Below are 26,274 nucleotides of genomic sequence, written 5' to 3'. Positions count from 1 at the left end.
AAATATGCAACTTTTTAAGATTTGGCGTGTTTAGTATATAAGGAGCTTTTATAGTAGAGGCTGTTTTGCGCGCAAAAAGGCATGTCGTAGAATGCGAGAGCATTTCTGATAGAGTCACAAGCAGAATGGGATGTCCGTTCTGTTGTACATAGACGCTTCATTCCGAGTTAGCGGGAATGGCAGCGATATGCAAAACGAGTTTTTATGCAGGAACGCATGGAAGAATGAGTTGGTATTTACGGTACACGCGTAACGGAGGACACAGAACGAAGCTGGAGAAGCGAAGCGTTCGCCTTTATGAACAAATTTTCACCTTATTTAGAGGGTAATTAATAAAATTTGTGAGTAACAGCGATCGGAAGCTCGGCTGTGGCCGGAGTGGGGTAACGTAAGGACACAGTCGTTGGCCATGCGACAACGATCGGGCGGCAGTCAGGGTCTTGATGCGTGACAACGAAGGGGAGAGGATCACGATGGGATTGTTTGGAGACGATTTTTATTCAACCAAAGTATCAAGACGCGCCGAACCTGAACAGAAAGGTAAACTTCAGATCATTCGCCCTGGAGGCAGGGGCAGGGGACGGGACCGCTGGCAGAATCCACGCAAGTCACGCTCGGGTTTTAGCTCCACGGTCAAGGTAGCCGTGATCAGTTCGGTAATCAGCTCCATCGTGACCGTTACGCTGTTCAGCTTTATTATGCAGCCTGCATCATTACCTCTAGCGAACGCTGCAGGGAACGGCGGAGACGGTACACAGACAGCGCAGGCGGCTGATCCGTACGACCGGATTATCCAGGCAGCTGCGAAGGTTCGCCCTTCCGTGGTGAGCATCGTGAACCATAAAACGGGCAGCAGCCTGTCGATGGAAGATTCTGCGCTGGGATCAGGGGTCATTTTCAAAAAGGAAGATGGCAAAGCCTACATCATGACCAACCATCACGTCGTGGAAGGTGCGAGTGATCTGGAGATTGTTACGGTGGACGGGGAAACGCATAAAGCGAAGCTGGTGGGCAAAGACCGGGTTAGTGACATTGCGGTATTGTCTGTGCAAGATGATAAGGGCATCGGTCCAGCCGCAGAGCTTGGTGATTCCAGCAAACTTCAGCGCGGTCAAACGGTGCTGGCGATCGGGAATCCGCTCGGTCTGGGCGGTACGCTGACATCCGGTATTGTCAGTTACACAGATCGGATTCTGCCGGTATCCATTAATCAGGACGGTGTGTATGACTGGGAACAAAACGTGATCCAGACGGATGCGGCGATTAACGAAGGCAACAGTGGCGGGGCACTGGCCGATCTGAACGGCAAACTGGTCGGCATCAACACGATGAAGATCTCGGATACAGGCGTTGAAGGCCTCGGCTTTGCGATTCCGATGAACGAAGTGATGAAAACGGTGGATTCCCTGCTGCTGAATGGCAAAGTATCTCGTCCATATCTGGGCGTATATACCGTCGATCTGAGTAATCCGTACGCCCCACTGGATGACGAGCAGCGTAAAGACCTGAAGCTCCCATCCCACGTAGATAGCGGTGTGGTCGTGTTGGAAGCGTCCGGTCCGGCATCCGATGCGGGCATGAAGCTGAATGACGTCATTACGGAATTTGATGGGCAAAAAATTACCTCTACGCTTGATCTGCGGAAATATCTGTACGATAAGAAGAAGATCGGCGATACGATTGAAATCACCTTTTACCGGGATGGCAACGCCGAGAAGGTGTCGGTGAAGCTCACGGATAAACCGGAGTAAAGGGAATTGCTTTCATGTACATGGCACACAGAAATAGGGTAATAAAGGAGAGTCGATCAACTTGTTGATCCGCTCTTTTTTATTGCACTAATCTTGATTTACATATAAACCACATTCATGAGGTTACAGTGGGGATTTTGTCGTTTCCCAATGATAGGTTAGGACCAGAGCCAAAGTCTCTGTTATAAAGGGTTCCAGTTATGGTAAACTGTTGGGAATGTGTTGGTGATGGGCGGCTGTGCGAGTAACATCTGTTTGTCGATCTGTATTCTCAATCTGGAGTGGAAGGGGTTAATTCAATGAAACGGTTGACGAAAACCATGGTGGGGGGAACAAGTCTGGTATCTGCACTGTTTGTTTTGTCCGCATGTACTTCTGAGGTGTCCCCGTCAGGGACTGCTGATGTTAGTGGTTTACAGGAGCAGATTACAGGTCTGGAGAAGAAACTTGCGGACCAGAGCGAGAAGAATAGTCAACAGAACAAGAAGATCGCGGATCTGGAGAAAAAGCTGGAGGAGCTGAGCACCACCGTGATTGCGGTGAATGAGCCTGGAGGTAAAGCACCTGTTGGCTCGGGAAACAACGGATCGGCTGGAAAGGGAGATGGGGTGCTGATTACGTTTGCCCAGTATGAAAAGCTAGAGGTTGGCATGGCGGTAGAGGAAGTTATCGATATCCTTGGTGGCGAAGGCGAGGCATTGAGCGAAGCAGAAAATATGGTGGTCTACAATTATAAGGGCACCGGGGGTTCGGGAGCCAATGCGGTTATTGCGTTTCAAGGTGGCAAGCTGCTGACGAAAGCGCAGTCGGGGCTGGAGTAAGACCGATATCCATTGAGTATGGATTCGAATACAATAGGACGATGGCTTTCATATGTGCGGTAATCTGAATAGTAACGAATGAGTGGGATAGATTCGGAATTGGGAGAAGTGTTACTTTGGGATGCCAACGGGGTGTCGAGAAGTGACGCTTTTTTGTTTTTTTTGTGCTGAAATGAGAGGACTGGTGGAAGTTGGACACGATAAATGGGGGCTAGGGGTTTCTTTTCCGCTGCAGGTGTGATAGAACAGAGAAGTGGCTATCCTGTATGGATAAGCGGTTGTGAATCGGGAGCATAGCTGGATACAGAAAGGATGCTTGAACGGATGTACGTTGTATGCAAAGAACACGTGGACATCGCCATCGACATGTTTGTTGATGAGTATGAGGACGCTCCAGATATCGTTGATCTGAAGGAGACGGAATTTGCCGATTGGGACCCGCCTGCGAAGTGCGCCGAGTGCGAACAAAAGGCCGAGTATCTAGTCGTCTAGCGTACTGTGTAGGCATCCGCAGTTGGTGCGTCTGTCATGGATGCACTCGCTCGCCTGCCATCCGGTATGAACATCACAGGCAAGAAGCAAAGAGAGCGTGTCGGAGCGCTCTTTTTGTGTTTTTGGCGTGTTTTGCCTGAAATAGCGTTTCTCAGATTCTTTAGATTTTAAAGGAGCCGAAATGGGGCTAGATAAGGTGTGTGGAGTTCGTTAGCTTTTAATATTGATACAAACGATGTATTGAAGCATCTTACTTATAGATTATTTCGCAGGACGATTAGGAGGAATGAATCTTCATGTTGATTCAGATTATTGGTGTAGGCAAACTGAAGGAAAAATATTTGACGCTGGGCATTCAGGAATATGCCAAGCGGCTCGCCCCGTACATCAAGTTTCAGATGATCGAGGTCGCAGACGAAAAGGCGCCCGACACCCTGAGCGAAGCTGAGGTGCGGGCGGTGAAGGAGCGCGAGGGTGAACGCATCCTCGCGCATGTGAAGAGCGAGGCGCATGTGGTTGCGCTCGCATTGGACGGCCAGCTCTGGAGTTCCGAGGAGCTGGCAACAGAGATCGACAAGCTCGGCACCTATGGGACGAGCCATGTCGTGTTTGTCATCGGAGGAAGCCATGGGCTCTCCGATGAGGTGCTGCGCCGCGCGAAGCAGCGCTTGAGCTTCGGGCGCATGACCCTGCCGCATCAGCTCATGCGGCTGGTGCTGGTGGAGCAGATTTATCGCGCAGTGAAGATCAATCGGAATGAACCGTATCATAAATAGGGCGAAAAGTTGAGTTGAAGGTTGAAGCTTTAATGCTAAATATATCAGGAATAGTTCTCCATCATTTGATATAAATAATTTCGAAAGTCTTCAACATAGGTTTTGGGCTCTACAACTTTTAGATGAGTGCCGAAGCTTGCTAAAAGTTGAAATCCCATACGATTTTGTGGGACATAAATGGTTGCTAATAAAAATCCAGAACTATGGTCTTCAATACTTCTTCGACCATACCTTTCGATGATTTGATCTTTTATGCTAGGCGATATCCAGGCCTTAATCGTGACGAATTCAGGTAGATAATTTGCTTCGTGTACTTGCTTTGACCAATCGTCTCTAGGATGAAACGCGCGTTCATCCATAGTAATATGATCGATCCGAGATAACTTGAAAGTTCGATATCCCTGTCGATGTAAACAGAATCCTTTCAAGTACCAACTCGATTCGCTAAAATGCAGCTCATAGGGCTCGACCATTCTATTCGTTACAGCCCCGTCCTTATCTGTATAATCAAACGAAACCAGCCTCTTTTTTAAAATGGATTCTTGACATGTCTTTAAAGTTTCAAGAATCTCGGACCGACCTTCCCAATCATAAAACGACAGTTGAATGGAACGATTTAGAGACAATGGACTAACCATTGCCTCTATTTTTTTTATCGTTCTTTCAACTTCTTCAGCACGGAGGATTTGTTCCAATCCGCCGAGCGCAGTTAATATATTCTGTAAATCGGAGCTGCTTAAAAGGCGTTTATCAACCTTGTATTCGTCCATTATGCCGTAGCCCCCTTTGACCCCATTGACAGAGTAGATCGGGATGTTCGATAAGCTCAATGTTTCCATATCGCGAAGGATCGTTCTTTTGGAGACATTGAATAGTTGTGAGAATTCCGTTGTAGAAACAACCTCTTTTTTCAGCAATATCATGATAATCGAAATGAGTCTCTCCACTTTGTCCATAATTGCCCTCTTTTTTTACATGATTTCAGAAAGGTGACACCTAGATGTCACCTTTTATCCATTATACTACAAGTATCACAAGAAGGAGGTTTTAATTCAATGTTTAATCCAACCGATTTTCCCAAGCCCACCCTTATTTCAGCCAACGGTGTGGAACTCGAAGTGTTTGAAGCAGGCCGAGAAAACGCAGGAAAACCTATTGTACTCTGCCACGGCTGGCCAGAGCATGCCTTTTCTTGGCGCCATCAGATGGACGCACTTGCCGCAGCGGGCTACCATGTCATCGTCCCCAACCAGCGGGGTTACGGCAACTCATCCCGTCCGACCGAAGTAACAGACTATGACATTGAACACTTGTCGGGTGATCTCATCGCGCTTCTCGATCACTATGGATACGAGGACGCTACCTTTGTCGGTCATGACTGGGGTGCATTCGTCGTTTGGGGACTGACCTTGTTGCATCCAAACCGCGTCAATAAAGTGATAAATCTGAGCTTGCCTTACCAAGAGCGCGGAGAAAAACCCTGGATCGAGTTCATGGAAGAAATACTTGGCGGCGATTTCTATTTCGTCCACTTCAATCGACAGCCAGGCGTCGCGGACGCCGTATTCGAAGACAATACATACAGGTTCCTTCGCAACCTGTACCGGAAGAACGAGCCTCTCAGAGCACCTGAGCCAGGTATGGCGTTGATCAATCTCGCCAGAGCAGAAACACCGCTCGGTGAGCCCGTATTGAGCGAAAGCGAGCTGGCCGTTTACGTCTCCGCTTTTGAAACATCAGGGTTCACGGGCAGCATAAATTGGTACAGGAACCTTGACCGCAACTGGCGCTTATTGGCGAAAGTGAACCCAATCATCCAGCAGCCGACCCTCATGATCTACGGCGACCGGGATGTGGTTGCGAAGTCTGAAAACCTGACAAAGTTCGTGCCCAATGTGGAAGTGGTCAATCTGGATTGCGGTCATTGGATCCAGGAAGAAAAGCCGGAAGAAACAAACCAAGCGATTTTAAAATGGCTGGAACAATGGGAGATGTAGTTTTTTTCAACAACCAAGAAGAGTTTAACGATTGGTTAGAAGAATATCATGCTGAAGCTAGTGAAATTTGGGTGGGCTATTTTGGGATAAGTACAGGGCGTGCAAGCCTTACTTGGTCTACATCAGTAGATGCTGCTCTTTGTTTTGGGTGGATTGACGGTATACGAAAAACCATTGATAAACAAAGCTATAAGATTCGCTTTACTCCGCGCAAAGTAAATAGTGTATGGAGTGCTGTGAACGTAAAGAAGGTAAAAGCACTAATACAGCTTGGAAAGATGAGACCAGAAGGAATGCGCGTCTTTAACAACAGAACCGATGCACAAGGCTATTCCTCTGAACAAAGAAACGTGGAACTTGCCAAAGAATATGAAGAACAAATCAAGGCAAATCAAACAGCATGGCTATTCTTCACTAATTTATCACCATCCTATAAAAGAGATTCTATCTGGTGGGTAATGAGCGCCAAGAAAGAAGAAACACGATTAAGAAGGCTTGGAATATTGATCGCTTCATCTGAAGAAGGGCTAAAATTTCAACATTGCAAAAAATATATTACAGAATAGGAAATATAAATAACAAAAGAATCGTTAAAAGGATTTTTGTTACTGCATAAATCTGGGTCTAATGTTTCCCTGATCTTTAGGAGAGAGGAGCTACTGTATTTCTCAATCAATTAGGGTTTAATTCTCATCAAAAGTCAGAACGTTTTAAATGCGAGGCATAAATCAAATCGCTAAATGAAGAAGGGATGAAACAGCTCATCCAAAATCGCAACCCCCTTCATTTTTATGGTACAGCCGACCCTCATGATCTATGGTGACCGGGATACGGTCCAGAGGTCTGAAAACCTGACAAAGTTCGTGCCTAATGCGGAAGTGGTCAATCTGGATTGCGGTCATTGGATCCAGCAAGAAAAGCCGGAAGAAACAAACCAAGCGATTTTGAGATGGCTGGAAGAGCAGAATGATGCTGAATAGAGTCGCTTAGCAAGCAAAACTTAGAAAAACAATAAGGACACCCAAACAGGCAATGTCATTAAGTTAAGCTCAAAGGTAAGAACGGGAATAAAAATGGAATTCAAAACGGCATGGGAAAGCCCCGTGCCGTTTGTTTTTTACTTCACGCAAGGAAAAGGCGTATAACTAACAAAGCAGAAATACTGCAATAATTGAACAGGCGGAGAGAAAAGCATCGCTCTATGTTCTGTTCCAATCCAGTAAGATGCTCTTGGTACTGAAGAATGAGGGTAATAAGGACTTTCAAATTGATTAAGTGGCTTGCATACATGGTTTGCTGAAATGGGTTCTGTTTTGCCGCAACTAGCAGCCATTGCACCCGTTGGTTAATCCAGTCCTCTGAACGCCCCCGTTTTGAAGAAAGCAGTTCTTTCATCTTAGATTTGAGTGTGTTTTCATCCGTCTGTAGTACTGAATATGAGGTTGGGAATTCACTTAAAAACTGTAATGAAATACCGGAATACATAGCTCCAAAGACACCTTTGTAAGCAGGGAAAACCTGATCTAAAACAGCTTGGAATTGTAGTTTAGTTTGTACACACATCTTTTAAAGAGACTCATATTGTCTTGTAAGATAACGCAGCTTCAAATCCTTGAGCTTTCTTACGTGATGCATTTGAAGGGACACGCCCTCCATTTCACACCATTCACATTTGCTGGATAGAAGGCGGTCAACGAGTTTTGTCCGATTATAGATATAATTCCTTTTGTAATCTGCAAGGAGATCCACTTTCGGATCGGACTCCTCCGATTGCCCCTTTTTAAAACCTGAACTATAGAAGAAGGCAACTTTCGACCCCTTTTTTGTGTCGAATCTGACTCCAATATGACCGTTAATTCTAAACTTAGCGTTGATTTTCCTAACGCTAGTTTTATACTTATTGGCGAACGTCTTGTACATGCTGTATTCCATAATGTGCTTGAAGCTATCCAGCTTGTAATAGTTGTATATGCCTCTAAATTCGGCATTGTAAGTCAGTAGTATTTCTAGGTCATCATTTTGTAAGAGGTGTCCTCAATGAATGGATTTCTGAGAGATGGAACTTGAATTCATTCAAATTGATTCAGAGAAAATGTTGCTGTGGAATTACTTCAAAAGCATTAATGATGACACTAATGCTGAAATGTTACTGCATTCGTACTTCAAAGTGCTAAAGAGTGAGATAAAATCTGGTGACAATCTAAATAATAAGAAATAAAGAAGCCACTCCATTTTTCTGGAGTGGCTTTGTACTTAGCTATTATACGGTAAACGGTATAATAGCGATCGTGATAAAGCAAAGGGTCGAGTGTTAAATCAGCCGTATGGAGACTGTGCAAAGACTACATTGTAGCTTGAACGGCGGCTATTTTCTACCTAGTGTCTCCCAAATTTCATGGAGCCAGGAATCGAACTCAGCATCTTTGTCGCCCTCGTAAGTATCATAAATATCCAGACGTGTCTTTTGCAGTTTTTCCTTGAATTGCTCAAATGTGTGACCTTCAGGAAGGCTTTTTTTAATTCGTAGCAAAATTTTGTTAAGACCTTTAAACAGCTCACCTTTGTTTTTGGCAGGCATTTGAACATCTTCATCTAACTGCTTCAGCTTGAAATATGCAGCTTCACGCACCTGGAACACCTGATCATTTTTCAAAACATGCTGCAGTAACTTAATGGTAGGGGCTGTATCCCAGTTCCCCAATTCGTTCACCGCATTTAGTCTTTCTCTCCAGCTCGTCCGATTAGCCGCTCGTTTGAGCTCTTCAAAGTTTTCCGGTAGTTCGTTAACTGCTCCAATATCATGGTTGTTCGTCAAAATTCAATCTCCTTAATCATCGCCATCTCGGCAGAATGATGAATGTTATTTATGTGAACACTATTATAGCACGAACCTGACTAAACTACTCCTATGAAGCCAATTGACAGCCTATACATCACATTCACCAATTCATGTTTTTGTATGTAATCACTCATATAGATGTATCAACCTATCTATTCTCCTTGACCATCTTTTTTCTCTTAATGAAGTCTACCGTGTACACCCAACCAATCAGTCCACATAAAACAAAACCAAATGCATGCAGAGATCCGTAAACGGGAATGAAATCAAGTATGGTTAAGAAAAATATCTTTTTTAGTAGCGGATATAAAATGGAAAGCACAACAACCGTGTAAAAGGCTAGACAAGATAGGCCTAAAAAGAAGGTCGCCTTATTATCCAAAGCGTTTTTCCTCAAGTAAGCAAGGAGATAAGCGGTGTAAATCACAATATTACAGGCGAACAAAGTGACACCAATGTATTCAATTAGCTTAGAGAAAATCATACCAATAGCAATCAAGATGGGTCCGATGATATCGATGGCAACGACCCAGGGATACCAGCTTTTCTTCGTCATGATGCGTCCAAGTTCACCAATAAAAATTGGAACGATAGCAGATGAGAAATGAAAGTGAACTGAGCTTAATGCGTGCGTTGCAGGATTAGCTTGGAAGAGGTTCAATTGATATTGATATAAGGTAAACCAAATGCCCCCGATAAAAAAATAAACGAGCCCCGCTCCAATCGCTATTTCCGCTGCTTTTCCTTTAGCGATCACAATAGTGGTCAAGCCATAGATGCCAAGCAGCAGTGTGAACAGTAGCCACCCAAGGGACAGAATCCCTGGGATTGTCGTACTTTCTAACCCCCACATCTTACTACTCATTACCGAGGCTAGGGTAAGAAGCGCAGCGGGAAACTGGAGCCATTTCATAGCAGCATAAACCATTCGTTGATGTTTATTCTTTTCGTCATGGTTCATAAGTAAAATCACAAGAGGTACAATGACGAAAGCCGCAAAAAGTAGAAACTTTTCAACAAGTTCGAATTGAAAGTAATCAAGATAAAATATCAGAATGGTTATGATACCACCGGGGAACGCTGGTGCTAATAATGATTTCATTAGTTGCTTCAAGGAACGATTCATGGGGTTTCCTTTCTAACTATGTTTATCGTAATAACTGCCTGCATCCAGTTGTGCAGCGTTCTTTAGTATAGATCGGCAATTCTTCTTTTAGTAGTCTAACACATTAATTTGTCAATATATGAAAATAAGCTTATCTTACTGCGGTTGATGGAGTCATGGAAAATAGCCCTAAGAGACGCTGGAGTGATGTCCGCGTCTCTTTTTTCTGCGTTCTGATGTTTATTTATCGAATATATTAAAAAATAAAGGTAAATTTCCGATAATAAATATGCGGTTATATGCCATAAATCGACATTTATCAACATTTTCCTAGAAAAGGTGATTTAATATATGTTTTCACCGTTCCAAAAGAAGAAGAGTAGACTTGAGCAGCAGCAATCGAGAGAGGACCTTGACCTTGACATGAGGAGGGACTTGGACGAGCCACAAGAGGAAGTGTCGCTATATTCGACTCCTTCCGAGGTGAAGGAAGAGCCTTCAAGTTCTGTTTTAATCAATAAGGGTCTTATGGATAAAAGCTCGCTTGATCTGGTATTCGCCGTAGAGCAGATGATTAAGGACAAGCAGCATGTCGAAATGAGTCATAATGATTTGCAGGATCGACTAAACCATTCGAACGGACAAAACGATCGTTTAAACAGAGACCTAAAGAACTTGGGCAAGGTCATTGAGGAACGCGAGAAGAGCATTTTGGAGCTGGAGCGAAAGTTGGCCGATAAGAATCTGAAGGTCGATCAAATAATGGAAGACTTTCGGGAGCTTCAATCCACTATGTCTGGTCAAAATGAGGAGCTTAAAGGTGTAATTGAGCTTGAACGCCAGAATTATGCCGGCCTGCTTCAGAAGCACAATGAGATGATTACCGATAAGAATAAGAGAATCAGCGAGCTTGAGGAGAAGAATGTAAGATATGAATCCGAGCTCACTCAAATGAAACAGAAATTCGATGCTCTTCGCCAGGAGAAAACGCATTTGCTTAATGTTGTAAATGACTTTACTAACAGATTGACATCTCCGTTTGCATCGAACGCAGGAACAACCGAGGAATCTCCAATCGATTAAAGTCATTGCTGATCGGAAGAGAGGACGAATGGTATGGAGACATACATTACGCAGGTAATGGAGCTGTTATCGCTTGGGAAGACCTCGGATGGTGTAAATCAAATCACGGTCGCAGTGTCCCAAGAGGATAGGCAAGCTATATACGAAATTAATATTGACGAGTTTACATATCTTGGGCTTGAAATGTTGAAGCCACTAAATGGAGACAGGATCAGACTTTCTCCCTATTCCAAGTGGGATCCATACCGAAATACCTTTTATAGTTCCATAATTAGAACTACAGAAGTTTCCCGGGATGTGCAGTATTTTGCATGCAGCGAAGCATACATAAATGAAATTAAGCGGATCAGGAACCTTCCGCCCGTTCCAGTGGAAGACAGAGTAGCGGAACCCGCTCAGCAACGGACACAACTCCTGCGGCAATTCTCTGCACACATGCCCAAAATTTTGATTCTGTCCCTGGTAACTATCGGCTTTCTGATTGTTCTATCTATCACTTCGAAGGGGAATGACGATTCTGCAAATACGTTTAGCGGATCAGTCGGGGTGGCGATGGCTGGGGAAAAAGACGATGATTTTGAAGCGCCGATGGTGCTTACAGCTATAAGTGAACCATACAAGACGGAAACTTCAGTTACGGCTGCCAGAACAAATCCTATCGTCCTATCACACGTATCCGATCAGTCAGACAGTAATCACGAATCCTTTGAAGTCATCGATATTGATAAAGAGGAGTCTTTCTTTGGTTTGCCGAAGGAATATGTGGCTTTAACCTTTGATGACGGACCCTCCACGCTTACGAAGCAGTTTGTGGACATTCTGACAGAACAGAAGGTAGCGGCGACATTCCTGTTCGTGGGGCAGAAGGTGGGACCCAATCAAGATGCTGTTATCTATGCGAGTGAACATGGAATGGCGATTGGGAATCATTCCTGGGATCACAGTTTGCTTCCAAAGGACACCCCACAGGATCAGAGCGAGAGCTTGTCGAAGACAAACAGCGTTCTGGAATCATTGACGCATAAAACGGTTACTTTGTTCCGTCCACCATACGGTGCAGTTAACAACAAACTTGTCTCCGAGGTTAAGAAGTTGAATATGAAGACCCTTCTCTGGAATCGAGATCCAGAGGACTGGAATGCGAAGAAGCCAGAGGATATTATTCGATACTTTCATCAGGTCGAAGCTGCTGGCGGAGTATATGTGCTGCATGAGAACAAAAACACATTAGAAGCACTTCCGGCTATTCTTAAACACTTAAAAGAAAAAAATTTAAAATTCGTCATCTTCAAATAAAATAGACCTCAGAGCAGATTGAAACCCCAAGAACTAGCTTTGGTTAAAATCCAGATACAGGTATGTCCTTTCTCTATCAATCTTTAAATTTTTTACATCCATTTGATATATTCTACGACTTTTATGAATTGAACTATGGTAAAATATTTCAGGATCTATAATTGGAGAGGGGTTTTGTTAATTCATGTATTGGAAAAAAGTTCTGGGCCAAAGCACAATTCGTGTGGCAACTGCTGCACTACTACTCACCCAACTATTGGGCGCAGCAGGTTCTGTCTCTGCCGCAGGCAAAGATGTAGAAGTACACTTGATTGGTATCAATGACTTCCACGGTCAGTTAGATACCACATCGATCGTTAGTGATAAAAAGGCAGGAACGGCTCCAATTTTAGCAACCTACTTAAAAGAAGCTCAAGCAAAATATGAGCATTCCCTACTCTTCCATAATGGAGACTCTGTGGGTGCATCTGCTCCAGTCTCATCTCTTGATCGTGACGAGCCTACCATGGAATGGATGAATATGATGGGCTTTGATGTAGCTTCTCTAGGCAATCATGAATTCGACCAAGGTGTCGCTGCTTTGAAGGCACAAATCTTTGGTGGCCTTGATCCAAAAGAAGGAAAAGTAACTCATGCTGGTGCAAAATTTGATTACGTCAATGCAAACGTCATTGAAACTGCCACTGGCAAAACATTGATTAAGCCGTATGTTATTAAAGAAGTAGGCGGAGTCAAAATCGGATTCATCGGATTAGTGACGAAATCCACACCTGCCAAAGTATCCCCATCTGGGACAGCTGGCGTTCGTTTCTTAAGCGCAGAAGAAGAAGTTGAAGCCGTTAATAAATATGCAAAAGAATTGCAAGATAAAGGTGTAGAAACGATCATCGTATTGGCGCATGATCCAGCAACAACCAAAGAAGGCGTAACCACTGGAGAAGCAGCTGATTTAGCAAAAGCTTTGCCAGCTGATTCCCCTGTTGACGTTATCGTTGCAGGTGACAATCATGCCTTGGCTAACGGTGAAGTGAATGGAAAATTGATCGTTCAAGCGTATTCTTATGGTACGGCATTTGAAGATATTAAATTGATGATTGACCCTGCAACTGGCGATGTAACTGAGAAATCAGCTACAGTTACATCGACTTTCCAAGAGGGTGTAAAAGAAGACCCTGAATCTTTAGCTATTATTAAAAAATCATTAGACAAGCATCCTGAGCTTACTAAGCCAGTAGGTACAACGGATGGTTCTGTTACCCGTACAGATGCTTATAATAACGAAGCCGCTCTGGGCAACCTCATTGCAGATTCAATGCGTGAAGCAGACTTTGGGGATAAGGCAAGTGCTGCTGACTTTGCATTTATGAATCCAGGTGGTATTCGTGCGGATCTGCCAAAAGGCGATGTGACCTTTGCTGATCTTGCTAAAATCCAACCTTTTGGTAATACTCTAGTGAAACTGGAGTTGACTGGCGAACAAATTAAAACGTTGTTGCAGCAACAATGGGGTACCAACGCTGATGGTACACCAAACACCAAAACTCTACAGATCTCTGGTCTGAAATATACTGCAGATTTCAATAAACCAGTGGCGGAACGTGTTACTGGTCTCACTCTTGAAGATGGCACACCTATTGATCCTGCAAAAACATATACGGCTGTAGTTAACAACTTTATGGCTGCAGGTGGAGATAACTATAAAGTGCTGGTAGATGCTAAATCATCCTTGGCTGGTCCTATCGATCTGGATGTATTCTACCAGTACATTGTAGATACGTATAAAGGCGCTGACATTGTGGCTAAAACGGAAGGACGTATCACGAATCTAGCTGCATCTAAAGAAGAAACAGAAACACCTGCAACAACAGAATTTATTTCCCGTGCTGAATTTGTTAGTGCTCTAGTAGACCTGTTGAAACTGAACGAAGTAGCTGCAGCACCTGCATTCAAGGATGTTGCTGCTAACGCTTCATATGCAGATGCAATCGCTGAAGCGACTCATGCTGGATTCATTCAAGGCTACGGTGGTAACTTCAATCCTGATCGTGATATCACTCGTGAAGAAGCAGCTACCATTCTTGCTAAATTGGTGAAAGATCAAGCTTCTGACAAAAATGCGGCTACGATTATTGCAGGTTTTGAAGATGGCAAAACCGTTTCTACCTATGCGGTGAAACCTATGGCAAAACTGATTGACAAAGGTATTCTTAGTGCAGCAGAGAAAAATCTGCTTCAACCTAAACAAGGTCTTTCTACTAACGATGCAAAAGCTTTAATTCAAAAAGCTGTTGCAGCAAAAGCTTCATAATTTAAAAAGAATCTATCATTCTCGAACCACCTGTGTAACAACACAGGTGGTTCTTTTTTTGTTTTGAGGAACATCAATATAAGGCTCCCCAGGCCACTGGACAAACGCACTTTTTGTTCCTTGTCCACATTTATACCTTACCAAAACATTTGAAATGCATTTAATAAAACTATCAATAATAAGGAGGTTTTGATAATGGGAAATAGAAGACCTGGAGGACCAAGAGGTGGTTATGACCCTGTTCAGATCTATAACTCTACTTCGTTTAATGCGTCTGGAAAAGTTGAATATGCATCCATCTTTTGTAGTGACGACAATTATAGTGTTTTGCGTGACGAGACTTGGAGAGCTTCCAGCCGTGGAGTCTGCTTGGTAACTAGAATCACCGCAACGGTTAGAACGCCAAGTGGAAATATTGAAGCCGAGCCGTATACTTCTTCCGGTACCTCTTACAGCCAGTTTGCCATTATACAGGTAGGAGTAAATAAATTCCAAGTGACACGTGTTACAAGTGCCACGAGACGCCTCAAGTAATAACTGAAGCGATCATGATCATCATAAGCATCAAAATTTAACCTAAAGAGACGACTGGCCGTAGAAAAAGGCTGGTCGTCTCTTTTTTGCTTTAATGTTTCTTGTACCATAATATTTTGCGATGCATTGAGGAATCTTTCAAAAGCCGGAAAGGCCGTAGGTCGGGTTTATAATTACCTTCGATGATCCAAATTCGATGTTTCCTGTCGATACCTATATCGAACCCGACTTGTCTAAGCGTAGGGTAATGCTCTCCCAGTCGTTTGGCAGAAGATAGTGCAATGTGTTCCGCTTTGACAAGCAAGCTCGGATCTTCGATTCGAGCTAATTTGAGAGCCTCCAGCACTGGAATGGTGCGGCTAGTCACATTCGTGACTAGATATCCCTGCGCCGCAACTTTAGCGTAGTAGCCGGTAACGTTCCAATTGGCTGAAGAGCCTTTTTTGCGCTGAACAATGATTCGAATGTCGAACGGCTTGTGCCCAATTTGGGCAAGATACAGACGTTTTTGGACAATGTATCCATCACTTTTGTTTCTTTTGTGGAGCCATTGGAATACCTTATCGGTGTCTCTCATGATGACCACATTATTTTCATTTTGAATACGATAGGATTTCCCACCGTTACGTTTGATAAAAATGATATCCCTTCCATAACTTCCGTTGCGAGGTTTCAGTACGACGCTTTGATATTGAAGCAGCATTTTCGTTAAAGTGTCCTTTTTAAGTAACTGTGTTTCTGGTAACCGTCCGGCGAGAGAGGACGCATTGTGGAGAATGCGATACTGCAGCCATTTATCTCTTTTGATTAACATTGGAATCACAGCCTTTTTCCAGACTTCTACGGTAATTCTAATTCAAATTAGGGATCAGCATAAGCGGACATTCGTCTATATTTATGAGAAAAGCTAGAACGTTAAAAGGCTACTGACATCACGTTGTCAGTAGCCTTTTTGTATATTAAGAGCATGCGAATAGCGCAGTGCTTTGGAGATAGGGCGACCTTTCTCATCATATGATTATAGAGGTGGAATTTATTTATGAGCAATGTCAAATGGGAAGTGGATCCGGATCACAGCTCTGTTGAGTTTTCGGTGACGCATTTAATGATTAATAAAATCAAAGGTGTATTCGAGCAGTTCGAAGCGGTTTTAAGTTTTGACCCCAACGATGTAACAACCTTGGGTATTCAGGCTTCCATCGACGCAAATAGTATTACTACTCGCCAGCGGCAACGAGATGAACACCTGAGGAGCGATGAATTCTTTCATACTGCCCAGTATCCAGCGATTACGTTTCAAAGTACCAACTGCGTTCTTACTGGCGAACGGCAATATGAACTTGCAGGCAATTTAACGCTGCATGGCGTAACAAAACCTATTACTTTTCATACCGTTTTTGAAGGGTTTAATAAAGACCCTCGAGGCCGGGAACGTGTGGGATTTCATTCGACTGCCAGTATCGATCGTAATGAATTTGGTTTGAGCTTTAACTCGCCTCTGGAAACGGGTGGAATTGTCGTCGGAAATGAAGTAAGCATCGAGCTTTATATCGAAGCAATTCGAATAGAATAGCATTGTTACATGATATCTGAGATGCACTCGCTATAATTATGGCGAGTTTTTCGTTGTGTATACCACAGTCCTATTTCTAGTATTTTTTGCCTATACATTAATGCGAATGTGTATACAACTTTTTTACCAAAATATATACAAGTTGTTCGTTTACTGTATACTCTTTCGATGTTATACTCTCAGTATTCAAAAAGAATTTGTGAAAATATGTCGAATTGAGGCTTAACTAGGATGATTATAGATAAAAGTGAAGACGGCAAAACGATCATCCTTATTCCATCGCTTGAGCCAGATGAGAGACTTCTAGCCTATGTACGGCAATTGCGAGAATATGGCTTGACCCATATTGTCATTGTAGACGACGGATCTGGTGAGGCGTATCAATCGATTTTCGAAGAGCTGAGTGAGAACGGGTGTGTCTTGCTTCGGCATGCGGAAAATCTGGGAAAGGGTGCTGCGCTTAAAACCGGATTTAAGTATATCGGACAGCAGTTCGATGCATCTTCGTTCGTCGTCACTGCGGATTCAGATGGGCAGCACGCAGCAGAGGATGTATACAGACTTGCGAAAGAAGCCAGGCAGCACCCTGATGCATTGGTTCTCGGGGTAAGGAACTTCAGCGAGGGAGGCATACCGCCGAAATCTTTGCTGGGTAATCGGATGACGTCCTTTATTTTTGCTATGCTTTACGGTAAAAAGCTGTCAGATACCCAGACCGGGCTTCGAGCCTTTGGCCCCGGACTACTTGCTTTCATGCAAGATGTTCGCGGTATCCGGTTTGAATATGAGCTGCAGATGCTCATCTCGTGTATTCAGTCTGGTATCCCGATTCATACCATGCCGATTCAAGTCATCTATGAGAATGGAAATGCAGGGACACACTTTAAAGCTGTTCAGGACAGCGCTCGGGTGATGGGTGTGCTGTTCTCCAACTTCCTGCGGTTTATTTCCTCTTCCGTTGCGAGTTCTGTCGTTGATTTGGGAATTGCATGGTTTTTGATCGACTTTTTGCGGCCTATATTGGGTCAGCAGGATTATCTAAGAATTCTGCTCGCAACCGTGATTGCGAGAATTATTTCTATTGTCGTCAACTATGTACTGAATAGGCACTTTGTATTCCGTAAAGAGGATAGTCAGGGCAGTCTATGGCGCTATTTGACGTTGTGCGGATTCGTGATTGTGCTTTCCAGTACGGGGGTATATTTGTTCCATACGGTTTTCTTCGTGGATGAGAAAATCGCGAAATTTGTCTGTGATGCCTTGCTGTTCCTGCTCAGTTTTCAATTGCAGCGAAGATGGGTATTTGCAGCAAGGAGGAAGCAGCTGTAGTGCAAAACGAAAAAAGGCAACATATTTTCTTTGTCATCACCATGATCTTGATGTCGATTTATTTGCTATGGCGGATGTTCTTTACACTGCCATGGGGCGAAGGCGTTCTGAACGTCATCTTCGGCATGCTCTTAATTGTGGCTGAGACGGTAACCGTACTGACCACCTTTGAATTGTTTTTTCAAAAGATGCAAAAGGAACGTACGCAGCTCGACTTTCCCATCGTCCCTCCCGATTTTTATCCTCATGTGGATGTGTTCATTGCCACCCATAACGAGCCGGTTGATCTTTTGTATAAAACCGTCAATGCTTGTACGTTCATGGATTACCCTGACAAGCAGAAGGTTCACATCTATCTGTGTGATGATGGAGCACGACCTGAGGTGGAGGAGCTTGCGAAGCAGTTTGGCGTAGGATATCTGGGTTTTCCTGGCAACAAGCATGCCAAATCAGGTAACCTGAATAATGCCCTTAGCAAAACTACTTCTCCACTCATTGCAACCTTTGATGCAGATATGATCCCGCAACACACCTTTTTGATGAAAACAGTCCCGTATTTCCTGCTCTCCACGTTTATAGAAGAGAACGGGAGATGGCGGCTTCGCCGTGAGGATGAAATAGATAAAAAGTTCAAGCTGGGGTTGGTACAGACCCCTCAAAGCTTCTATAATCCGGATCTGTTTCAGTTTAACTTGTATGCAGAGCAAGGAATTCCGAATGAACAGGATTTCTTCTCCAGAGAAGTGAACATCCTGCGTAATGCCTCCAATGCGGTAGCCTATACCGGTAGCAATACGATCATTTCCCGGCAAGGTATGGAAGACATCGGCGGTTTCCCGTTGAACACGATCACCGAGGACTTTGAGACAAGCATCCGCTTACAGCAGGAAGGCTATATTACCTATGCGACTCAAGAGGTTCAAGCTGCCGGGCAGACGACAACAACTGTTCCGAGCATGATCAAGCAGCGAATTCGTTGGGCAAGGGGTATTATTCAGAGCCTGCAGAATACGCGTGCTCCTATATCTGAGAAGCTTCCTTTTTGGACGAGGGTAACCTATTTAAGCAGTTTCTTATACTGGTGGTCCTTCTTTAACCGGTTGATTTTCATTTTGGCACCCATTTTGTTTGCACTATTCGATTTTAAGATTGTAAACACAACCTTCTGGCAAATCTTAATATTCTGGCTTCCGTCCTATTTCTTCTACAGTGTATCGATGCGTTATCTGTCGAGCAATATTCGGAATCAGCGCTGGAGTCAGGTTATTGATACGATATTTATGCCTTATCTGATATGGCCGGTTCTCCTTGAAACGCTGGGCATCCGCGAGAAAAAATTCAAGGTTACGAATAAAAGCAGAGCGAACGGTCGGAAATGGATGTCTGCTCTGTTATATGCACTTCCGCATATCTTCCTGCTTTTGCTTTCGATTGCGGCTGTGATTCGGTACGTTAACGGTAAATATGGCATCGCGCTGTTCTTCAGCAGTATCATTATTTTCTGGCTCATTCATAATATGATTGCGCTGTGTTATGCCCTGTTCTTCATGATAGGGCGTCGTGCGTATCGGGAGACAGAGCGGATTCGGGCGCAGGAGGATGTTATGATCCACGACCAGGACACGAATCTGCGCTATCAGGCCAAGACAGTAGATGTATCTGAACAAGGTATTGCCTTTTATGTGCCGTATCCCATTTATCTACCTGAACAGAAGACGATCTCTCTGGTCGTAAAATCCGAGCGGTATGAGGCCAATCTTCAAGCGGTCATCGTTTATGTGAAACAGGATGGAGAAGGCTGGCGTTATTCCGCGACGGTTCAGCCGATTGATGAGACGGATAACCGTCAATACATGCAAATCATCTACGATCGTAAACACTCATTGCCAGAGAAGATGAATCTGTGGGATACGGCTTACGACGATATGCTTCGCAATGTAAAAAAACGTATTGTTCAACCTAGATCGGATCAACGAAAAATGCCGAGGCTTTCCCTTCAGCTTCCAGTTCATTTCACCAATCATGCTGGATGTACGCTGCGCAGCTTTAATTATCGTTTCTTTTCCGCTACGGGTCTTCATGGTGATATTACGGCAGGAGAGGTCGTTACTTTTTATACGAAGAGTAATATTGAAGTCATCTTGCTGCACACAGGGAAAACAACAGCCAATCGTCGCGAAGTACTTCTCTCGGTGGAGAATATTGATGATATCGTGGAGCGCGGTTTGATTGATCAATTGCTGAGTGATTTGACCCATCCACATGCCGATCGTTTCACCAGAGAGGGTTAGGAGAGATAGATATGCTGTATTTGCTTCAATTTGTGATGGGAGTTTTATTGATATTCTCCTTTATGGGTTACATGCAGTTTGTTCGAAAGGCACTATCTATACGTTGGGAGTTCATCCCTGTATTTGTGTTTTCCTCCATAGCATGTATTGTCTTTCTTAGCGGTTTGGCAGGGCAACTTTACATTGGCAGCCTTGTCCTTCTTCTCGTCGGATTACTATTGTATGGAGGAATGGTGTTTCTCGGAATGCGCCGAGGAGCATCCTTTCGCATTTCTTTTTCCTTATTCCAGTTTTCATTCCTGGCAGGGACGTTCATTTTCTTACTGGTACTCTTCCAAAACCAATTGACGCACTACGATAATTTTTCCCATTGGGCGATTGTCTTGAAGCAGATGCTCAGCACAGATGCTTTTCCGACACCGGTTTCGAACCTAATTGATTTTAAAAATTATCCGCTAGGGACCTCATCATTTATTTATTACGTCTGTCGATTTATGGGGCATGACCAGTCTGTGATGCTCTTGGCACAAGGTTTGCTGATCTTTTCCTGTTTTTACGCTATGTTTGGCATCGTTTCCGAGAGGAAACGTTTTCTGCTGTATGCGTTTCTCGGACTCGGGTTATCTACACTGTCTTTCTTCAACCTTACGATTCGGATTACCAACCTGCTCGTGGATTTCTTGCTTCCTATCTATGCGCTCGCCATCCTGGCGGTTATATACCAATATCGTCATAATATCAAACGAGCATGCATAATCATGCTCCCGCTTGCAGGTGTGCTGACAGTCATCAAAAGCACAGGCATTATTTTCGCAGCCATCGGCCTGATCTTCTTGGTGTATACATGGCTAAAACACAAACAAAAGTTCAGTTGGAAAACTGCGCTGGCTGTTATTGGCACCATCTGCGGTTCACTGATTCCATACTTCGGCTGGAGCTGGCGAATGGCAACGGTGTTTCAGGGCGTCGATAACAAATTCGATGTGGCCACTTCCGGGATCCAATCCGGCAAAACGGCGGAGCAGATGCATGAGATTCTGTGGCTGTTCTTAAAATCAAGTACGGATATTACGACACGGCCGGTCATCGGTATTGTCATTTTCGAGATTGTAGCGATTGCGGCTTCGGTATTTGCCTATGTAGTACTCAAGAAGAAGTGGAACTTGTGGAAAGCACTGATCGCACTGGATGTTGTATTGTTGCTGTATTATGCAGGCATTCTGGCGTTGTATCTCTTCTCCATGCCGATGGATGAGGCGATCGTGCTGGCAGGCTTCGAGCGTTATGCCTCGAGTATTGTGGTGCTGTTCGCCGGTGGGCTGGTGCTATGCGCTGCAATCGACCTGGAGCGTTCATTCCACTATCGGATTGGTGAAGTGCCTGATTATCAAGCCTTCAAGACGGTCGAGACGAAGGGGCATTATCAAAAAGGAATCATCGGCTGTATGGCGATTGCGGCGACGATCCTTTTATCGGAATACAACGGGATCGTCTCGATTGCCAAAACCTACGATACAACGCTCCCTTACAAAATCCATGCGGTTACCGGTGATCGCTGGTATAAAGGTGGTCAGGAGGACAACAACAGATATCTGTTCTACGCCTCGGATAGGGACCAGCAGGTCACGAATTATTACATGCAGTATGTCGGGAAGTATTTCTTGTATGCTCCACATGTGGACGGGATCGTGTTGTTCTATGAGGATAATATGGACAACCTCCTGAGTGGCTACGATTATCTGGTCGTCGTGGAGACGGATCGTAACGCAAAGTGGCTGCTGAAAAAGCACTATGGCATTGACATGCAAGAGGGGATCTACAAGATTACCCGTTCCGGAGAACAGATCATTCTTACGCTGACTTAGATCAACATTTATAGTGGGTTGTTCACGGGTCATGGATAGAATGAAAATGAGGCAGATACGGCGTTTAGCATGCATCTGCCTCTTTTATTTGAAGCACACGAAAATTATGTGATGAACCATTTCAATAGTAGCACATAGCTCGCAGGTGAGTTATTCAATGAAGTTTTTCGTTGCGTGATACATGCTTTCTGCATATTTGTCGACTTCATCTCGGGACATGCGAAAACGAGCGATAGAGGTACCATAGCCAATTTCCTTATGACCCTCCTGTAATCCTTCGAAAATTCCATCTGCAAAGGCATCCAATGGTTCTCCATGCGTATGCAGGCCTGCTCCACCCAGATCTGTACTTACTGCCGGAGGAGCAACTTCAATGACCTCTACAGACGTATCCGAAAGCTGGTGTCTCAGGCTGATTGTAAAGGAGTGAAGTGCCGCTTTGGTTGCTGAATATATCGGAGCAATCGCAAAGGGTGTAAAGGCTAATCCGGAAGTGACGTTAATCATCGTCGCCTCTTCTTTGGTTGCTAGATAAGGAGCGAACAGCATGGATAGATGAAAGGGAGCTTCAATATTCGTTGTAATTTCTTTACTGAAATAACTCCAATCACTCTTCGCATCCGCTGTCAGCATATTAAAGCGTTGTTGGATACCAGCATTGTTAACTAACACATTCACTTCCGGATAGTTTGTGGTTACCCAATCAAACAACGCTACACGCTCGGATTCAATATTCAGATCATTCACATACGTAATAAGGTCAGGGTGTGTTTCTTTTGCATGTTGAAGTACTGCTTCACGTCGTCCAGTAACAATGACAGTATTTCCAGCTCTTAAGAAACGTTCTGCAAATGCTAATCCGATCCCAGAGCCTCCACCGGTGATGAGTACTGTATTTCCTGAAAGTTTCATTATAGTATCTCTCCTCTTAGGTATCTTTTTGTTCGTTTCTTTCCTCTATTTGACGGGTGTAACGTGTAATTTTAAAATCAATGCCCTTCAGGGATTCCTGCATCAACGAAATTTCATCCAGCACTGCCTGCTTGTGATTTTGCATCATTTCAAGCCTTGCTTCAAGCGTACAGTTCCCTTGGATGATCCAGTCCATATATTGCTTAATCTGACTAATGGGCATATGCGTGTTTTTTAAACAAACAAGGGTTTCCAATAAAGCCATCTGAACTTCTGAAAATAATCTCCTGCCAGCATCATCACGCTCCATCATGGGTAGAAGTCCTTTTTTCTCATAAAAACGTAACGTTGAATCTGGAATATTCAATTGGGCTGAAGCTTCGCTAATGGAAAAATACTTCATGTTGGAGACCTCCAAATAGGTGTTAACTCTGTCAACAGGAATAGCATACGACTTAAACTATGGTTTAAGTCAATAAGGTAAATAAATTTTCTTTTGGATGGGAGATACCTCACGGGTAAAGGAAAGTTGGACTCAGCTATAGCTTATAACTATAACCTGCTATAGCTCTTTCATAGAACAGTAAATCCGATCGGACATGTTATATTTAATCTTATAATTAATTTACGGGGAGATTAAACGATGAGCATTCAAACAGAACCTAAACAGCGGACCGTCACTCCATTTCGATATGATATTGTGGGCAGTTTCTTGCGCCCAAGCGCGTTGAAAGAGGCGAGAGCGAAATACCAAAACGGTGAAATTACTTCTGGGCAACTAGAGGAAGTAGAAAACGCTGAAATTGTGAAGCTCGTGCAAAAACAAAAAGAAGTTGGCCTTCAAGCTGTAACGGACGGGGAATTCCGTCGCTCTTGGTGGCATCTGGACTTCTTCTGGGGACTTGACGGTGTTGACCGGACCATCATTGATCAAGGCTATGAGTTTAACGGTGCCAAATCCAGACCCGAAACAGCACGTCTGACGGGCAAAGTAAGTTTCAGCACTCATCCGTTCGTTTCACATTATGCATTCTTAAAAGGTGTTGCTGGCGATGACGTCGTTGCGCGTCAATCCATTCCTGCTGCTGCACAGTTCCTGTTTGAATTGGACCGGGCAGAAAATAAAGAAAGTACGCAAGCCATTTACCCGAACCGGGGAGAGCTTCTTTCGGATATTGCCAAAGCGTACAAAGAGGCGATCTTGGCCTTGTATGAAGCGGGCTGCCGAAGCGTTCAAATTGACGATTGCACGTGGGGCGCATTGTGCGATCAGCAGTTCATGGCATTCATGGAGCAGATTGGTGTAAATGTAGCCGATTATGCGAACGAACTTGCGAAGTTGAACGAGGAAGTTATATCCGGTTTGCCGGAGGACCTCGTGGTAACGACACATGTATGCCGTGGGAATTACGTATCAACATATGCTGGTGTCGGTGGAGGTTATGAGCCGATTGCGCAAACGCTCTTGAACATTGATAACTACTCCGGCTACTATCTGGAGTTTGATACCGAGCGGGCAGGCGATTTCAAGCCACTTCGTTTCCTGAAAGATAACCAACAGGTCGTGCTTGGTTTGTTCTCTTCCAAATTTGGTGAGCTTGAAAGCAAGGAAGATATTCTGAAGCGTATCGAAGAAGCGAAGCAATATGTGGATCTGGACCGGATTTGCCTGAGCCCGCAATGCGGATTCGCTTCCACGGAAGAAGGCAACCATCTGACAGAAGAGCAGCAATGGCAGAAGCTTGCTTTTATCAAAGAAATTGCTGAAGAGCTCTGGAAATAGTTCATAAGCTAAAAGCATATTTTTACCCAAGAGCAGCCGTACGGACATTGATCCGTACGGCTACTTGGCATTCTAGGCCTTGCATTAGTTTGACTAATGTTGGGTTTATGTTGTTGGGAATCATTTATTTCAAATTTTCATATTGTATAGCTAGTTAAATGAGATACAATGCTATTATAGATAAGGGCATCCAGTGGGATGCCTTTAAATATAGGAATGAAAAGAGCTACATACATACCGAGGTGTCGACATTAATTTAAAGTGGTGAGTGGATGAAAGAATTGTACAGTCAGGTGAACCGAAAAACATATTATATTTCCATGTTAACTCTCATTGCTCTTATGTTATCTGGATTAATCCTATCGACGACAGAATTAAGCGGAATTACAGTGGGGTATGTCATCCATTTTTTTTGTGTGGCCATTCTAGCGGTTTGTTTGTTGATCTACCCGAAGCATGAAACCTATGTTTTCAGAAAGATCATCATCCTGTTTGGCTTTGCTTATTTCTATACCCTGTTCTTCTTATATCCAGAGACCTGGACTACGTACATTCTCATTTGTCTGATTCCCTCACTTGCCATTCTGTTTTTTGATTTAAAACTGTTTTATTTCTCCATCATTCTGAATGGATTTTTAATTTTGATCACATTTGGCTATATCATCCTGATTGATCAAGGTAATATATATTCGTATTTACATCATGACATCCTAGGGAACCTCATTAATATTATAGCGAGTCAGATTTTATTATTTCTCATTTTCCATTTGTCCTTTAGTCGTATGAAAAAGCAACAGCTCTATCATGAACAATTACAACAATCGGAGCGTTTAAAGATGATAGCCCATTTGACGGCTGCTGTGGCGCATGAGATTAGAAATCCAGTCACCGTTGTTCGAGGTTTTTTGCAGTTATACAGAGAAGATCCTGCATTTGATGATCCAGTCAAAAACAAGTTCAAATTGATGATTGATGAGTTGAATACCGTTGAACAGATTACCTCTCAGTTTTTAACCCTTTCCAAGCCGAATAAAGATCAGAAGCCAGAAAAAGTGAATGTGAACGATGCTCTTCAGAGTGTAACAGGTCTGGTTCGTTCCTATGCGATGTTATCTGATAATCAGATGCATATCGAGGCAGAAGAGGATTGCTTCATTTTTATTAATCCCATTGAGTTTAAGCAGTTGATGATGAATTTAATTAAAAACGCATTGGAAGCATCGAATATGGGGAAACCCGTCACTGTGATTGCCAAGAGGAATCAACATTATATTGAGATCAAAATTATGGATGAAGGGAGCGGAATGTCAGAGGATGAGGTGAAGTCGCTCGGGACGCCGTTTTATTCATTAAAAAGTAATGGCACCGGACTAGGATTAATGATCTGTTTTAATATTGTAGAAAAATATGACGGGGAAATTAATTATGAAAGTATAAAAGGTGTTGGAACGACCGTTACGGTACGCTTCTTGGCTACGGATGGGGCTTTTGTGTCTTCTACATGAATAGAGGAGGAATG

General features: G+C 43.7%; 25 protein-coding genes. 17 read left to right on the top strand and 8 right to left on the bottom strand.

Going from position 1 to position 26,274, the window contains the following annotated elements; all coding sequences use genetic code 11:
- Window positions 1–473 precede the first annotated feature (473 nt).
- The 4 genes from PTQ21_RS04925 (at window position 474) to rlmH (ending at window position 3,840) form a co-directional block, all read left to right on the top strand.
- Complete coding sequence (locus PTQ21_RS04925; protein WP_274569031.1) at window positions 474–1,751, top strand: S1C family serine protease; 1,278 nt, start codon at window positions 474–476, stop codon at window positions 1,749–1,751.
- A gap of 299 nt (window positions 1,752–2,050) precedes the next feature.
- Window positions 2,051–2,572, top strand: a complete 522-nt coding sequence (locus PTQ21_RS04920) for a hypothetical protein (protein WP_274569030.1) — start codon at window positions 2,051–2,053, stop codon at window positions 2,570–2,572.
- Between the two features lie 324 nt (window positions 2,573–2,896).
- On the top strand, window positions 2,897–3,064 hold the full coding sequence (locus PTQ21_RS04915; RefSeq protein WP_063870633.1) for a CxxH/CxxC protein: 168 nt from the start codon (window positions 2,897–2,899) through the stop codon (window positions 3,062–3,064).
- A gap of 296 nt (window positions 3,065–3,360) precedes the next feature.
- Entirely contained in the window at window positions 3,361–3,840 is a 480-nt protein-coding gene (gene rlmH, locus PTQ21_RS04910) for a 23S rRNA (pseudouridine(1915)-N(3))-methyltransferase RlmH (protein WP_072733920.1), read from the top strand.
- A 44-nt stretch (window positions 3,841–3,884) separates the two neighbouring features.
- On the opposite strand, the gene PTQ21_RS04905 is transcribed toward rlmH, so the two are convergent.
- Window positions 3,885–4,796, bottom strand: coding sequence for a helix-turn-helix transcriptional regulator (locus PTQ21_RS04905; RefSeq protein WP_274569028.1), 912 nt, complete (start codon window positions 4,794–4,796; stop codon window positions 3,885–3,887).
- A gap of 99 nt (window positions 4,797–4,895) precedes the next feature.
- Between PTQ21_RS04905 and PTQ21_RS04900 the strand changes: the two genes are divergently transcribed.
- The 3 genes from PTQ21_RS04900 to PTQ21_RS04890 all read left to right on the top strand — a co-directional run bounded on the left by PTQ21_RS04900 (window position 4,896) and on the right by PTQ21_RS04890 (window position 6,817).
- Window positions 4,896–5,837 (top strand): alpha/beta fold hydrolase, encoded by a 942-nt coding sequence (locus PTQ21_RS04900; RefSeq protein ID WP_076133036.1) that lies wholly within the window; start codon window positions 4,896–4,898, stop codon window positions 5,835–5,837.
- The gene (locus PTQ21_RS04895; RefSeq protein ID WP_274569025.1) at window positions 5,813–6,403 is read left to right on the top strand and encodes a YdeI/OmpD-associated family protein; all 591 of its coding nucleotides are present in this window, start codon (window positions 5,813–5,815) and stop codon (window positions 6,401–6,403) included. The genes PTQ21_RS04900 and PTQ21_RS04895 overlap by 25 nt, the downstream gene beginning before the upstream one ends.
- A 225-nt stretch (window positions 6,404–6,628) precedes the next feature.
- Window positions 6,629–6,817 (top strand): alpha/beta fold hydrolase, encoded by a 189-nt coding sequence (locus tag PTQ21_RS04890; RefSeq protein ID WP_053781983.1) that lies wholly within the window; start codon window positions 6,629–6,631, stop codon window positions 6,815–6,817.
- A gap of 142 nt (window positions 6,818–6,959) precedes the next feature.
- Here PTQ21_RS04890 and PTQ21_RS04885 read toward each other — a convergent pair whose 3' ends face one another.
- The 4 genes from PTQ21_RS04885 to PTQ21_RS04870 all read right to left on the bottom strand — a co-directional run bounded on the left by PTQ21_RS04885 (window position 6,960) and on the right by PTQ21_RS04870 (window position 9,802).
- On the bottom strand, window positions 6,960–7,400 hold the full coding sequence (locus PTQ21_RS04885) for a hypothetical protein (protein ID WP_274569023.1): 441 nt from the start codon (window positions 7,398–7,400) through the stop codon (window positions 6,960–6,962).
- A 3-nt stretch (window positions 7,401–7,403) separates the two neighbouring features.
- A complete protein-coding gene (locus tag PTQ21_RS04880) occupies window positions 7,404–7,808 on the bottom strand; it encodes an HNH endonuclease (protein ID WP_274570446.1) in 405 nt (134 codons plus the stop codon).
- Window positions 7,809–8,202: 394 nt separating this feature from the next.
- Window positions 8,203–8,652, bottom strand: coding sequence for a HEAT repeat domain-containing protein (locus PTQ21_RS04875; RefSeq protein WP_274569022.1), 450 nt, complete (start codon window positions 8,650–8,652; stop codon window positions 8,203–8,205).
- A 172-nt stretch (window positions 8,653–8,824) separates the two neighbouring features.
- On the bottom strand, window positions 8,825–9,802 hold the full coding sequence (locus tag PTQ21_RS04870) for a YndJ family transporter (RefSeq protein ID WP_274569020.1): 978 nt from the start codon (window positions 9,800–9,802) through the stop codon (window positions 8,825–8,827).
- Window positions 9,803–10,216: 414 nt separating this feature from the next.
- Between PTQ21_RS04870 and PTQ21_RS04865 the strand changes: the two genes are divergently transcribed.
- The 4 genes from PTQ21_RS04865 to PTQ21_RS04850 all read left to right on the top strand — a co-directional run bounded on the left by PTQ21_RS04865 (window position 10,217) and on the right by PTQ21_RS04850 (window position 15,002).
- Window positions 10,217–10,864, top strand: a complete 648-nt coding sequence (locus PTQ21_RS04865) for a hypothetical protein (protein WP_240342993.1) — start codon at window positions 10,217–10,219, stop codon at window positions 10,862–10,864.
- 369 nt (window positions 10,865–11,233) lie between these two features.
- Complete coding sequence (locus PTQ21_RS04860) at window positions 11,234–12,160, top strand: polysaccharide deacetylase family protein (RefSeq protein ID WP_274569016.1); 927 nt, start codon at window positions 11,234–11,236, stop codon at window positions 12,158–12,160.
- A 184-nt stretch (window positions 12,161–12,344) separates the two neighbouring features.
- A complete protein-coding gene (locus tag PTQ21_RS04855; RefSeq protein WP_274569015.1) occupies window positions 12,345–14,468 on the top strand; it encodes a 5'-nucleotidase C-terminal domain-containing protein in 2,124 nt (707 codons plus the stop codon).
- Between the two features lie 195 nt (window positions 14,469–14,663).
- On the top strand, window positions 14,664–15,002 hold the full coding sequence (locus PTQ21_RS04850) for a hypothetical protein (RefSeq protein ID WP_063565778.1): 339 nt from the start codon (window positions 14,664–14,666) through the stop codon (window positions 15,000–15,002).
- Window positions 15,003–15,093: 91 nt separating this feature from the next.
- Here PTQ21_RS04850 and PTQ21_RS04845 read toward each other — a convergent pair whose 3' ends face one another.
- Window positions 15,094–15,816, bottom strand: a complete 723-nt coding sequence (locus PTQ21_RS04845) for a YheC/YheD family protein (protein WP_090952607.1) — start codon at window positions 15,814–15,816, stop codon at window positions 15,094–15,096.
- A 225-nt stretch (window positions 15,817–16,041) separates the two neighbouring features.
- Here PTQ21_RS04845 and PTQ21_RS04840 point away from each other — a divergent pair, with 225 nt between their 5' ends.
- The 4 genes from PTQ21_RS04840 (at window position 16,042) to PTQ21_RS04825 (ending at window position 22,060) form a co-directional block, all read left to right on the top strand.
- Window positions 16,042–16,575, top strand: coding sequence for a YceI family protein (locus PTQ21_RS04840; protein ID WP_090952605.1), 534 nt, complete (start codon window positions 16,042–16,044; stop codon window positions 16,573–16,575).
- Window positions 16,576–16,806: 231 nt separating this feature from the next.
- On the top strand, window positions 16,807–17,904 hold the full coding sequence (locus PTQ21_RS04835) for a bifunctional glycosyltransferase family 2/GtrA family protein (protein ID WP_274569014.1): 1,098 nt from the start codon (window positions 16,807–16,809) through the stop codon (window positions 17,902–17,904).
- Complete coding sequence (locus PTQ21_RS04830) at window positions 17,904–20,195, top strand: glycosyltransferase family 2 protein (protein WP_274569012.1); 2,292 nt, start codon at window positions 17,904–17,906, stop codon at window positions 20,193–20,195. The genes PTQ21_RS04835 and PTQ21_RS04830 overlap by 1 nt, the downstream gene beginning before the upstream one ends.
- An 11-nt stretch (window positions 20,196–20,206) precedes the next feature.
- A complete protein-coding gene (locus tag PTQ21_RS04825) occupies window positions 20,207–22,060 on the top strand; it encodes a hypothetical protein (RefSeq protein WP_274569008.1) in 1,854 nt (617 codons plus the stop codon).
- A 150-nt stretch (window positions 22,061–22,210) separates the two neighbouring features.
- Here PTQ21_RS04825 and PTQ21_RS04820 read toward each other — a convergent pair whose 3' ends face one another.
- Entirely contained in the window at window positions 22,211–22,972 is a 762-nt protein-coding gene (locus tag PTQ21_RS04820) for an SDR family oxidoreductase (protein ID WP_274569007.1), read from the bottom strand.
- Window positions 22,973–22,988: 16 nt separating this feature from the next.
- Window positions 22,989–23,375, bottom strand: a complete 387-nt coding sequence (locus PTQ21_RS04815; protein WP_072733908.1) for a MerR family transcriptional regulator — start codon at window positions 23,373–23,375, stop codon at window positions 22,989–22,991.
- A 240-nt stretch (window positions 23,376–23,615) separates the two neighbouring features.
- On the opposite strand from PTQ21_RS04815, the gene PTQ21_RS04810 reads away from it, so the two are divergent.
- The gene (locus PTQ21_RS04810) at window positions 23,616–24,755 is read left to right on the top strand and encodes a 5-methyltetrahydropteroyltriglutamate--homocysteine S-methyltransferase (RefSeq protein ID WP_090809370.1); all 1,140 of its coding nucleotides are present in this window, start codon (window positions 23,616–23,618) and stop codon (window positions 24,753–24,755) included.
- Window positions 24,756–25,048: 293 nt separating this feature from the next.
- Window positions 25,049–26,260, top strand: a complete 1,212-nt coding sequence (locus PTQ21_RS04805) for a sensor histidine kinase (protein ID WP_256337991.1) — start codon at window positions 25,049–25,051, stop codon at window positions 26,258–26,260.
- The last annotated feature ends 14 nt before the right edge of the window (window positions 26,261–26,274 follow it).

This window comes from Paenibacillus marchantiae (genome assembly GCF_028771845.1).
Taxonomy (GTDB): domain Bacteria; phylum Bacillota; class Bacilli; order Paenibacillales; family Paenibacillaceae; genus Paenibacillus; species Paenibacillus marchantiae.
Note: the sequence above shows the minus strand (reverse complement) of the source record. Positions and strands in the feature narration are given on the sequence as shown.